Annotated in this window: 8 protein-coding genes; 4 read left to right on the forward strand and 4 right to left on the reverse strand. The window is 64.3% G+C overall.

Translation table 11 applies throughout. The features are described from left to right. Both NCR98_RS23470 and NCR98_RS23475 read left to right on the forward strand, forming a co-directional pair. Positions 1 to 969 carry a DotU family type IV/VI secretion system protein gene (locus tag NCR98_RS23470; protein WP_250527486.1) on the forward strand — a complete coding sequence of 323 codons (969 nt, stop codon included), beginning with the start codon at positions 1 to 3 and terminating at the stop codon, positions 967 to 969. Further along, positions 966 to 5,033, forward strand: coding sequence for a type VI secretion protein IcmF/TssM N-terminal domain-containing protein (locus NCR98_RS23475; protein ID WP_250527487.1), 4,068 nt, complete (start codon positions 966 to 968; stop codon positions 5,031 to 5,033). Before NCR98_RS23470 ends, NCR98_RS23475 begins: the two co-directional genes overlap by 4 nt. A 460-nt stretch (positions 5,034 to 5,493) precedes the next feature. On the opposite strand, the gene NCR98_RS23480 is transcribed toward NCR98_RS23475, so the two are convergent. Next, positions 5,494 to 5,640 (reverse strand): hypothetical protein, encoded by a 147-nt coding sequence (locus tag NCR98_RS23480; protein ID WP_250527488.1) that lies wholly within the window; start codon positions 5,638 to 5,640, stop codon positions 5,494 to 5,496. 66 nt (positions 5,641 to 5,706) lie between these two features. On the opposite strand from NCR98_RS23480, the gene NCR98_RS23485 reads away from it, so the two are divergent. Next, complete coding sequence (locus tag NCR98_RS23485) at positions 5,707 to 5,883, forward strand: hypothetical protein (protein ID WP_250527489.1); 177 nt, start codon at positions 5,707 to 5,709, stop codon at positions 5,881 to 5,883. 355 nt (positions 5,884 to 6,238) lie between these two features. Here NCR98_RS23485 and tssA read toward each other — a convergent pair whose 3' ends face one another. The 3 genes from tssA to NCR98_RS23500 are packed head-to-tail and all read right to left on the reverse strand — an operon-like array spanning position 6,239 to position 10,896. Next, positions 6,239 to 7,816 carry a type VI secretion system protein TssA gene (gene tssA, locus NCR98_RS23490; protein WP_250527490.1) on the reverse strand — a complete coding sequence of 526 codons (1,578 nt, stop codon included), beginning with the start codon at positions 7,814 to 7,816 and terminating at the stop codon, positions 6,239 to 6,241. A 43-nt stretch (positions 7,817 to 7,859) separates the two neighbouring features. Next, the gene (locus NCR98_RS23495) at positions 7,860 to 8,600 is read right to left on the reverse strand and encodes a response regulator transcription factor (protein ID WP_244831859.1); all 741 of its coding nucleotides are present in this window, start codon (positions 8,598 to 8,600) and stop codon (positions 7,860 to 7,862) included. A 4-nt stretch (positions 8,601 to 8,604) separates the two neighbouring features. Beyond that, entirely contained in the window at positions 8,605 to 10,896 is a 2,292-nt protein-coding gene (locus tag NCR98_RS23500) for an ATP-binding protein (protein WP_250527491.1), read from the reverse strand. 294 nt (positions 10,897 to 11,190) lie between these two features. On the opposite strand from NCR98_RS23500, the gene NCR98_RS23505 reads away from it, so the two are divergent. Beyond that, on the forward strand, positions 11,191 to 11,679 hold the full coding sequence (locus NCR98_RS23505; protein WP_250527492.1) for an Hcp family type VI secretion system effector: 489 nt from the start codon (positions 11,191 to 11,193) through the stop codon (positions 11,677 to 11,679). Positions 11,680 to 12,170: the final 491 nt, after the last annotated feature.

Raw genomic sequence — 12,170 nt, forward strand, 5'->3', positions numbered from 1 at the left:
GTGCATCTGACCGACACTTTGATCCCCGTCATCGCGCTGGTGCGGCAGACGATCGATACGGCCGCCGCCCCGGCCTTCTTGCGGCCGTCGACGGCGGCGCCTGCCGTTCCAAAGCCCTTGCCCGCCGCGCCACGTCCGGTTGCATCGCAGCCTGCTTCCGCTGGCGGTTCGCCGTTTGCGCCGCAGCCTATCGGCGAGATGGCCGCCAATGGCAATGCAAGCGCTAACGCTAACGCCAACGCCGTCGCCATCGCCGATGCCCCGCCGGCGCCCGCGCCGCTTCCTTCGCTCGCGCCACGGGCGAGTGTATCGAACGCATCGAGCGGCACGCCCGCCGAGGACGCCGCGCGCGCACGCGCACTCGCCGAAGCGATCGACGAAGCCATCGACCAGGCGCGGCACGACGCGCGCATCCACAATTTCGTGCCATCGGATTTCGACAACGCGCTTTTCGCCGTGCTCGCCTGGGCCGACGAAGTGCTGATCTCATCCGAATGGGCTGGCGCGCCGCACTGGCAGCGCCATCTGATGCAGCGCCGCCACTTCAACACGACGACCGCCGGCGTCTCGTTCTACGCGCGTCTCGACGATCTGCGCGACGATCAGGCCGATGTGCGCGAAGTCTTTGCGCTGTGTCTCGCGCTCGGCTTCAAGGGTCGCTATGCGCAAGAGCGCAGCTCGCGTCAGCTCGACGAACGCCGCCGCGTCACGCTTCAGAAAGTGCTCGACGAAGGCGGCGTTCCGGCCGCCACCGGCGCGGTGCTCTTTCCGCAAGCGTATGTCAGCGAGGAATCGGCGCGCGCGGCGCAAACCGGCGTCGAACCGGCGGCGCGCCGGGTGCGCTGGCGGCTTCGCCGGCAGACGCTCATCGGCTTCGGCTTGCCCGTGGTCGTGCTCGCCGTGCTCTACGGCACCTATCACCTGATCATCGTGCAGATGGTGAACGCTATTCTTCCGCTCATCCAATGAAAGTCCTGCGCACCGTTCTGCTGTGGCTCCTTGCGCTCGTCGTGCTGGCGCTCGTCAGCTGGGGGCTGACGCTGTATCTCGAATGGCCGTTGTGGGCGTCCGCCGCGATTTTCTTCGGCGCGCTCGGCATGTTCTTCATGTTGATCTTCCTGCGGCGCCTGACGCTTGCGTATCGTTCCCGCAGCATCATCGCGCGGCAGCGGCGTGCCGAACAGGAAGCCGCGCAGCGCGGGTCGCGCACGGGCGCCTTGCGCCGCAAGTTCCGCGATGCCGCGGCGCTCCTGCGCGGTTCGAGCCTGAAGCGTCTCGGCAATCCGCTCTACGTGCTGCCCTGGTACATGGTGATCGGCAGACCGGGCGCGGGCAAGACCACGGCGCTCGCGCGCTCGCGGCTGTCCACTTCGCTGCAGGATCACACGCAACAAGGCGCGCCGGTCCCGCAAACCGAGAATTGCGACTGGTGGTACTTCGACCGCTCCATCGTGCTCGACTGCGCGGGCCGTTATGTCGATGCCGACAACGAAGACGCCGACCGCCGCGAGTGGAATCTGGTGCTGGACCTGCTGTCGCGCTATCGCGGACGCGAAGGCATCAACGGACTCGTGCTCGCCATCTCCGCCGACCGGCTCGTCACGCCGGACCGCGAGGCGATCGATCAGGAAGCGCGCGTGATCCGTGCACGCATAGAACAGTTGATCCGCCTTTTCGGGCGGCGCTTTCCGGTGTACGTGCTCGTCACCAAGTGCGATCAGCTCTATGGCTTCGAAAGCTGGAGCACGCTCTTGCCCGAGACCGCGTTGAATCAGGCGATGGGTCATCTCGCGCCCGCCACCGCCGACGATCCGCCGACCGAGCGCTTCCTCTCGCTGGCCTTCGATGCCATCGTCGAACGACTACGCGCGATGCGGGTTGCGCTGGTTGCGCGGCATCCGCAATCGGCGGTGGAACTGCTGCTGTTTCCGAACGAACTCGACCGCCTGCGCGCGGGCACCGAACTCTTCGTGAAGGCGTGCCTTGGTAACAGCCCGTATCTGGAATCGCCGTTCTTGCGCGGACTGTTCTTTTCGAGCGGCCTGCAGGCCGGCGGCGCGCGCTCTGCGGTGCTGCCGGAGACGCTGCGCCCGATGCCGCCGCACGAACCCTCGACGACCGGCGTGTTCCTGCACGATCTCTTCGGCCGCATCCTGCCGCAAGACCGCAACGTCGGCAAACCTGCCGCGCTTGTCAATCGCTGGTTCGCCGCGACCCAGCATCTAGGCATGCTCGCGTGGGTGATGTTGGCCGTTGCGTTCGGCTTGCTGATCACGATGTCGTTCATCCGCAACGTCAACACGCTGACGCAGATCGAGCGCAGCTATCCGTTTCATCAGCGCTTCGACGGCTTGCTCGTCGATGACGCCGCTACCCTCACGCGCAGCAACACCGCGCTGCGCGAGATCGATCGCCGCAACCGCAACTGGCGTTCGCGCTGGATGATCTCCGGCCATATCGACCGCTTGCAGGAACGGCTGCGCGAGCAATACACGCAGCAATATCTGCAGTACATCCGACCAGCCGTCGAACGCGATTTCGATCTGGATTTGCGGCGCGATCTCGTCAACGATACCGACGGCACGCTGCCGCTTAGCATCCTCAACGAAGTGCGCGTGACGAATCTGCTGCGCGCGAAAGTGGCGGGCGCGGATCGTCCGGAACTTGCCGCGATGCCTCAGCCGCTTTATAGCGACATGGCGCCGTGGTCGTCGCAACTCTTCGACCAGATCAACGACTTGCGCATTTCCTATATCGCGTGGTCGGCGACGAATGCGCGCGACATCGTGACGCGCGTGGCGCAACAGCAGGCGACGCTTGCCCAGGCGCTGTACCAGAACCGCATGCACTGGCTCACGCAGCTTGCGCCGATCGACCCGCATCTGCACGATGTCTCGCTCGCCGACTTCTGGCTCGACGCGAACTCGGCGCGCGCGCAATCCCTGCGTCTGGCAAACGTGGATGCTCCGGTTGCGGGCAATGTCGCGGGCGGGCGCATCACGGCGGCGTCGAGCCGTGCAACGGCGCCGGATTCGAAGGCCGTGGAAGCCGCGCGCACCGACGCGCAACTCGCCGAAGCGAACCGGCTCGCGGAGATCAAGGTGCCGGCCGCGTACACACGCGCGGGACGGGTGGATATCGACGGCTATCTGAAGGAGATTCACCAGGCGGTCGTCGACGATGCGCAACTCGTGCAGCAACAGGCGTTCTTCGACCACGACTATCAGATCGAGCGCTTTCAGGCGTGGCAGAGCTTCGTGCAAACCGTGCCGCAGGGCGAACGCATGCTACCGGGCCGCGACGCCTGGCGCGGACGGCTCGCGACCATCACGCAGAACGCGAGCCCTTATCTGCGCGCGCTCGATCGCGTCAACGACGAGTTCGAAGGCGTGGCCGACGCCCAGTTGCCCGACTGGCTGCAGACCGCTCGACGCATGGGCCGCCTGCGGCGCGATGCCACCGGCGCGCTGATCGCGAGCCATGCGGGTGGCATCGTGCAAAGCATCAACTCGTTCGGCGGCCAGGCGATCCGCGACAGCATCGCGAGCAGTCCGCTGGCGGGCGCGGCGGCGGTGCGCGTCAATGCGCGGGCGGCATCCGCCATGCGCGACTATTTTCAGGACATCGATCAGATCGCGGCCACCGTCACCGATGGCACCGCGAAGGCATATGGCGTATCGGCTGCGTTTCATGGCTTTGGCGTCGATCCGGCGGTGAAGACATCGCCTGTACACGATGCCGCGCGCGCCCTCTTGCGCCTGCGTGACGAAGTCGATTCCAACGGCGCGGCTGATCAGTCCATCTGGCATCTGATCGGCGGGCCGCTGCATTTCGTGCTGGCTTATACGGAAGAAGAGACTTCGTGCGCGTTGCAATCGGATTGGGACAGCAAGGTGTATTGGCCATTGCAGGCGGCGACCAGCATGACGCAGGTCGTCGATCAGTTGTACGGTCCGCAGGGTTCGGTGTGGAGTTTTGTCGATGGGCCGGCCAAGCCGTTCCTGACGCATTCGGCGAGCGCGATCTCTGAAGTGCAGACGGCCGATTACAGCGTGCCCTTCACCGCCGCGTTCCTGCCGACGCTCAATTCGGCGGTCGGCAAGCGCACCGCGCAGCTGATGGAAGCACAGCGCGCCAAGTCCCGCGCCGAAGCCGACGCAGCGCAGGCGCAGGCGGCGCAAGAGCAGGCGAAGCAGCAGCAGGCCAATGCGGAGCAGGCCATTGCGAGTGTGAAGCAGCAGATTGCGGCGGCGCAGGCGAAGGCGTATCCGTTGACGATTACGGCGCAGCCTATCGACGTGAATCCTTCAGCGCGCATGCGGCCATTCGCGACTGTGCTGACGGTGCAGTGTGCGGCGGGCGCGCGCACGTTGACCAACTTCAACTTCCCGGTGAGCGACACTTTCAACTGGACACTCGGCCAGTGTGGCGAGGTGAGTTTGCTGATTCGTTTCGATGGCCTGACGCTCTCCAAGCGTTATCGCGGCGATGCGGGCGTGGTCAGTTTCCTGCGCGACTTCCGCGATGGGCACCGATTGTTCACGCCGCAGGATTTTCCGTCGTCGGCGGCGGCGCTCGCGCAGCGCGGCATCGACCAGATCACGGTGCGTTACGAGTTCCGTGGCGAGGACGCGATCATCGATGGCGCGACGCAGCTGGCGCAATTGCAGGACGCGCAGCAGAAAGAGACGCAGCTGCGCCAGCAAGCGATCGATACGCTTGCGGCGCAGACGCAGCAGTTGTTGCTGATCAAGCTGGCGGGTAATAGTGGCGGGACGACGCCGCAGCCGCTACGCGTGTCGTTGCCGCAGCAGATCGGGATGTGCTGGAATGCGCCGGCTTCTCCGGCTGGAACGCAGACGCTGCAAGCGCGTTTCGATAGTCTGCTGGAAGCGCGCGGCCCGTTGGTGACGGCGGCGGCGCCTTCGTTTGCACCGATTCAGTCAGGACCGATGACGGCGCCGGACGTGCCGCCGTTGCCGATCTTGCCGGTTTTGCCGACAGTGCCGGGGTTGTCGGGGGCGGGGTCTTGAGTTCGGTGTTTGGTATCTGGGCGGGGCTTGGGACGCGGCAACGGGCCGGCTCTTCTTTATTGCTGAATACACTATGACACCGGCAACGACGCTGGTTCTTCGTTCTTCCCTTTCTTAGTCGCGCATCATCTCGCGCTCTCGCCATTCAAGCGGCACGGAGTAAACTTCCGTGCCGCCTTATCTAGATATTTCCGCTCTGCTACATCTTCTCAAGGATACTGCCGCCAATGCGCGGGCTTATCCTGATCCTGCAAATGCCGCTCTCGTGCAACGTGTACCGAGTAGTTCATTGACAGTGCCCAATCCGCTGCCTCTTTCTGCGTTTTAGTTTCCTTTACCTCTTTTCGGTCAACGATTACCACGTGATGCGTCGTGCCCTTACCCTTTTCATTTGATAACGGCCTATGCGCAACATAAGCGTGCTTTTTCACAATAAATTCCTCGACTAAATTAATGGAAACTAAGTTCTTACTGCCGCATAGACATCAGGCTGTCCGCTAATTTTTTCAATGCCAGTATTTTCTGAATATTTTGAATGCGCGTCCTTGTCTGCTTCGGCATTCTTCGTTGCTAAGAGCGAAGCGGCGGTATCGCCAGGAAGTGCCATGCTTCGCTATCGGGCTCGGCGTTAATTTAGATGCGCTAATTTCTGATGAAGGCGAGCGCGGCCCCGATGATGTCGCGTTGTCAGTTCGAAACCATTGCGCGCATGCCCGAGCAGGATCAGCAACTCGTGCGCGGCGTGCTCGATGCGTTGATCTTCAAGAATCAGGCGCGCGCAATGACGCGCGTGACCGAGAGTGAGAAGCAGCTCGCGCGTAAAGCGCGTAAAGACAGTAAGAAGGGGTAGGGACCACAGCGGTAAATGGAGCGCGGCTGGGAGTTAACACTCGCGGCCCGCTGACCAGTTCACTTGACGGCCTGAATGTGGCTAACGCCGATCCTAAAGCACGTTCGCCTGTCGCGGAACGGGTGCTGACAGTGCAGCAGCTCTCCTGCGAGCACAACCAACTGGCATAAGCAGTATCACAGCAGCTTCGAACGGCGGCCTGCGCCCAAGTTTCCAACCTATGTTCTCTGGATTTGCCTCACTGGACGATGGCTTGAATAGGCGGGCTACTGGAACCGTGGGTGGCGCGCGTTGAGCAAGCGAACGAGGCGTTGTCAGGCGGCCGTCGTCACGCGTCGCGCGCGACCGCCTTCCCCTACACGCCCCCCAACGCCAACTTCACCGCCGCAGCCGCATCGATCTTCGCAATGCGCGCGACCAGTGCAGTCGCTTCGGCATGCGCATCGTTTTGCTGATACAGCGCGTGCGCCGCGCTCAACGCCTCCAGCGCGAGTTGCGGCGTCCAGCGGTCGAGCTCATGCCGATCCACTTCGCCGACGATCATCTGCGCGAACGGCCGCAGCGGCGCGTTCGGCCGATGCGCCAGCATTAATTCGCTCAAGTGGATGGTCGCGCGCAGGCGTTGTTCCGGATTCGTACCCAACGTCGCGCCCTGGAGCGCCACTGCCGCCGCTTCGAGGTCACCCGCCGCGGCGAGCGAGCGCGCCGTGCCGAGCGCCACCGCGAGCGCATCCGGCGCCGCGCCGCCGCCCGAACCCGTCGCCGCATTGCGTTGCAGGCTCGTGATCCATTCGAGCGTCGCGCCATCCGCGAAAGGCTTGCCATCCGCGAAAGTCAGATTCGGCAACTCCGGGGCGCGGCGCAACAGTTGCAGCGTCGCCGCGTTCACTTCGGCGAGCGCGTCCGCGAACGGCTCGCCAAGATTCGCAAGCGCCTGCGCGCTCGCACGATTCAAATCCATCCAGAACGGAAACGCCGGCAAGTTCGCCTCTGCGAACGTGAGTGTGTCCTCGGGCGCATCGCCGGATTGCAGGCGGTCCAGCGCAATCGCCAGTTCCGCGATCGGCCCCGGAATGCGCGTCTGGCCACGCTCGGCAAGCGGCGCGGTTTCGATCGCGCCCCACGCCGCAAGCCGATTCAGCCGATACGCCTGCGCATCGCTCACCCGATTGCCACGCCGGAAGCCCGCCAGCGTCACCAGCCGCTCGGCAATCTGCTCGAAGGCGCGGTCGGCATCGGCATCGGACACAATGGCCGCGTTCGAAAGCGGCGCGACGGCAAGCGATGCGGCAGCGGCCGGCGCAGAAGGACGCGAGATTTGTGCTGGTCGTGTCTCCGCCGACGCGACAGGCGCGTCTACAGCAGGCACGGGCTCGGGCACAGCTTCCGGAACCGGCAACGTGCGAATCTGATTGAGCAACGGCCGCACGCTCGGCGCGTCCGGGTCTTTCTCGGCAAGACGCGTATCGATGGCTTCGAGGCGCGTCTGCAACGCATCGATCAATGCGCGCTCCTGCTGCGTATCGCGGTCCACCTTGTCCACGACGAACTGAACCGCCCGCTCGAAAATCCACGACAACGCGTTGCGCCGCGCCCGCAAGCGCGAGAGGCCCGGATGCAGCGTTTCCCAGTAATTCGCGAGCAGATCGTCGATGACCGTCAAGCCGCTCGCAAGGCCTTCGAGGCCGGAACGGCGCATGAGTGCGCCCGCGAGATAACACGCGACGAGCAAGTCCTTGCCGCGTTCGGCGAGCAGCACGGTGGCAGCGCGCTGCACCACGTCCCAGTCCGTGCCGGCCGCCGCGCTCGGGCTGTTGAGTTTGTCGATCTCAGTCTGCAGGCGATCGAAGTCGGGATCGTCGCGGACATCGTCGCCAGCGGGGTTGTCCGGCGTAATGGGCGCGGAACCGAGCGTATCGAAAGGAGGACTCATGGCTTATTCGTCGAGGATAAATCGGGAAACACGCAAAGGTCGATCACCACACTTCCTCGATTTCCGCATTCAGGTAGTAGCCCGCACCGCGTTCCGTGCACAGCAGCTTGGGCGCGCGCGCATCTTCCTCGATCTTGCGACGCAGCCGCAAAATCTGGACGTCGATGGCGCGGTCATAGACATCGTCGAACGCGCGGGTGCGCTCGATCATGTGTTCGCGCGACACCACGCGATTAGGCGCGCCGAGCAGCACGACCAGCAAATTGAACTCGGCGTTGGTGAGGGTAACGGTCTCGTCGTCCTGCGACTTGAGGCGGCGCGTGTTCAGATTCAGCGTCCAGCCGCCGAAGCGATATGCGCGCGGCAGCTTTCCGCGCGTGATCGGCGCGCCCTGCGCCGCGCCCGCGCCCGTGCGCCGCAGCACGGCGCGCACACGGGCGAGCACTTCGCGCGGCGAAAACGGCTTGGTGACGTAATCGTCCGCGCCGAGTTCGAGGCCCATCACGCGGTCGGCTTCCTCGGTACGGCCCGTGAGGCAGATGATCGGCATGGCGCCGCCCTCGCCGCCCGCGCGCCATTCGCGCGCGAGTTCGAGGCCGTCGCCGTCGGGCAGGCCGAGGTCGAGCAACACGAGATCGAAGGTATCGGCGGCGAGGCATTCGCGCGCTTCGGCGGCGGATGCCGCGCCTTCGGTCGTCATGCCGTGTCCGGCTAGATATTCAACGAGCAAAACACGCAAGGAATGGTCATCGTCGACGATCAATATGCGGGGTGAACTCGGCATGGTGTTAGCGCGTGGCTTCGTGTGAGTGATAAAGCGCCTGCACCGCGCGCGAAAAATCGGCGCGGCCAAACGGTTTGGCGAGGAACGGCACGCTCACGCCCGCGGCGATATGCGCGCCCTGCCGCGCCCCGCTGATCAAGAGCGCGGGCAGCGCGGGACTGCGTTCGCGCGCGGCGACGATGAGTTCGTCGCCGCGCAGGTCATCCATTTCGATGTCGCTGACGAGGAACGCGAAGCCGTGCGGATCGGCTTGCAATGCGTCGAGCGCGGTGGCGGGCGACGCGTAGCTCGCAGGCTCGAAGCCGGATTCGGCGAGCCAGTCTTCGAGGAGCGCGCGGAGGGTGTCGTCGTCTTCGACAAGGAGGACGGGCTCGCCTTGGCCGATGGGAGCGTTGGGCTCGGTGCAGGGCGTGCCCGGCGCGTGAGCCGCATCCATCGCTCGCGACATGGACGCAATGCTCGGCGCTGTCGCCAAATAATCCGCGTTAGCCTTTTCTCCATCCGACGGCGACGCATCGGTTCCGATAGTCGACCGCGGCGGCGTCACATAAGCCGCATCCGCACCACTAGCCTCATGCATTCCCCCGTCGCCCAGGCCACCGCGCGATACCGTCGCCACACCCTTCACGCGCTTCGCCGGCAACAACACCCGAAACATCGCCCCACCCAGCGGCCCGTTTCCGACCGTAATCCCGCCGTCGTGATCCGCGACGATTCCCGCCGCGATCGACAACCCCAACCCATGCCCGCTCTGCTTGCGCTTGGTCGAAAAGAACGGGTCGAAAATCCGCGACGCGATATCCGGCGCAATTCCGGGTCCATCGTCGTGCACTTCTAGAATCACCGCGGTGCGCTCCGGCACGCGCCCGACATCCGCGATTTCCTCGCGCGGCACGCCCGCCGACACGCGCAAGATCACCCAGCTGCGCGCCGCCTGCGCCGCGTTGCGCAGCAGGTTCAAAAGCACCCGCACGAGCTGCGCATGATCGCCCGCGACAGGCCACGCATCGATACCGCTCGTGCCCAGGCGAACGTCGTCGTATTCCACGGCAATCGTCACCGGCCCGCGATGATCCGCCGTCGCCAAACCCACCGCCTCGTCGATGACCACGCGCATCGACACCGGTTCGCTACGTCGCGGACTGCCGCGTCCGACCGCGAGCAGCATCTGCTCGGTCATCGCGGTGCCGCTTCTGACTGCCGCCAGCACGTGTTGCAGCGGACGGCGCGCATCGGCATCGGCGGGAAGAAGTTCATCGGCGTATTCGGCGTGGCCGCGCACGGCGCCCAGCACATTGTTGAAATCGTGTGCAATGCCGCTCACCAAAAGGCCGAGCGATTCGAGCTTCTGCACGCGTTGCAGACGCGCCTCGTAACCACGCCGTTCGAGCAGCGCGACCGCCACGTAAAACACCAGCGTGCACAGCACGGCGAGGTCGATCTGCAACTGCCGCACGCCGACGATGCCGTTTTGATGGTACGAACCATTGCCCGTCACCGTGAGCGCCACGCCCGTCGTCACGATGACGAAAGCCGCGAGCGTCGCCGCGCGGATCGACCCGGCGACCGCCGCCCAGACGAGCAGCAGAATCAGCAGCAAATGCTCGGTCTCGTCAGGAAGCTGGATGCGGAACGCCTCGATCATCAGCGCCGCGCCGCACAGCGCCGGCACGACGACGACCCACGCGCGCACCGGCCGCGCATCCGGATCGGGCGGCGTAGTCCACGCGAGCAGACCGGGCACGAGGACGAGCATCGCCAGACCGTTGCTGCCCATGATGGTGCGCCAGACATCGATGAGATCGCGACCGCCGATCGCATGCGATAGCGCGCTACCTGCGAGCGCCATAGCGAAAACGGTGCCAAACGGCAGCAATAACAGGAAGCGTGTGAAGCGCGCGGTGGTATCGAGACGCGCGCGGCGGCTCACGAAGCGCCAAGCAAGCCCGACGCCCACGCCCACGCCGAGCACGTTGACGAGCGCGAAGGACGCATCGACCCAAAGCGGGAACACGTCGAACTGACCGACGATGACCATCGCGATGAAGATCGCGACGAGCGCGGCCGGCCATTCGCCGAGCGGCCGACGCCAGAGATAGGCCACCGCCATCGCCGGGGCGGGCCACACCACCGCCGCCAACGCCGAACCGGTGCCGAGCGTGTCGAGCGGTGTCGAAAGGACGGCGTAAACCACGCCCAAAAACAGGGCGCGCCGCAAGCCCGCCACATGATGACGCGCGCCGGTAGCGGGCAGACCGTGCGGCGCGGCGGCGGCCGCACGAACGTCATTGGTCACAGTGGCCCCCGGTTGAGCGAGCGCATCGGCGATAAGCATTCCGATACGACCTGAGATTTATCTTAGAAATGGTCGCAAGTGTAATGCGGGCTAAAGCAACGCACAACGCAGCGCACAAATCGCGCAACAGGCGACCGAACGTTCGCGAACCCAGGCAGTTGCGCGTTCGTTACGGATGAAACAAGCGGCGCCCTTGGCGCAACACGGCTGCAACGGCGCCCGCCGACACTACAAACATGCGCCGGACCTGAAGAGAACGGCGCTCCAACCCGAACAACCTAGAAGAGGTGAATCATGCCGATGCCGTGCTATCTGACCGTCGAAGGTCAAAACCAGGGAAAAATCGAAGGCGCCACGAAGGTGCAAGGTCACGAAGGCAAGATCCTCGTGCAAGCCGTGGATCACACCATCGAAATTCCGAAAAGCCCGCAGACCGGACTGCCCACCGGCAAGCGCGTGCATGGCGCGATGAAGGTGAGCAAGGAGATCGACAAGTCGAGCCCGAAGCTTTATCAGGCGTTGACGTCCGGCGAACAGTTGAAGACCGTCACGCTCGAGTTCTATCGCATCTCGCCGAAAGGCACGGAGGAAAAGTACTACACCGCCAAGCTCGAGAACGCGATCCTGACCAACATGAAGTCATGGACACCGAACTGCCTCGACCCGAACAACCGGCAGATCGGACACATGGAGGACCTCGCGTTCACCTACGAAAAGATTACCTGGACCTACGAGCCGGACGGTATCGAAGCCGAGGATTCATGGCTCGCGCCGAAGGCCTGAGCCACATGGACAGCTGCTGGACATACGCTCGAAAGCCTTGTCGCACAAGGGTTTTCGAGCGCTGAAGCCGCGTCTTCGGAGGCCGCCGTATACGGCTTGTCGAGGACGATCTTTAGAGCATATGAACTGATAAAAATGCGTTGGGTTTTTGAGATACGTCTGTTTATAATGGCTCGCACTCAATTCCGGGACAGGCACTCACGCCTCAAGGACCGTTTCCCATCCGGACTCGCCGATCCTTTCGCTCAATCGCGGGCAGAGCATCCGACAGTCTGAAGCGGCTCACATCCGCCCCGCGCCGCACCCCGCATTCCGTATCACGCAATTTCGTTAGTTATCCCGTGCTCAGGCGATGGCTGCCCGCCCGAGCGTATGCAGTGGCGGCGGCCCGCGTCAGTCGCACGGTGCGCGAGACGCGTTTTCATCGATGTCCGCACTGCCAGCGCGGCGCCGTGAATCTGGAGATGGAAATGGCAAATGATGGTTCGGTT

The sequence above is a fragment of the Caballeronia sp. GAWG2-1 genome, from assembly GCF_023631405.1.
Lineage (GTDB): Bacteria > Pseudomonadota > Gammaproteobacteria > Burkholderiales > Burkholderiaceae > Caballeronia.

Coding starts and splice junctions, on each gene's coding strand:
- NCR98_RS23475 (WP_250527487.1), top strand. CDS start 966: ATGAAAGTCCTGCGCACCGTTCTGCTGTGGCTCCTTGCGCTCGTCGTG.
- NCR98_RS23480 (WP_250527488.1), bottom strand. CDS start 5,640: ATGGCACTTCCTGGCGATACCGCCGCTTCGCTCTTAGCAACGAAGAAT.
- NCR98_RS23485 (WP_250527489.1), top strand. CDS start 5,707: ATGATGTCGCGTTGTCAGTTCGAAACCATTGCGCGCATGCCCGAGCAG.
- tssA (WP_250527490.1), bottom strand. CDS start 7,816: ATGAGTCCTCCTTTCGATACGCTCGGTTCCGCGCCCATTACGCCGGAC.
- NCR98_RS23495 (WP_244831859.1), bottom strand. CDS start 8,600: ATGCCGAGTTCACCCCGCATATTGATCGTCGACGATGACCATTCCTTG.
- NCR98_RS23505 (WP_250527492.1), top strand. CDS start 11,191: ATGCCGATGCCGTGCTATCTGACCGTCGAAGGTCAAAACCAGGGAAAA.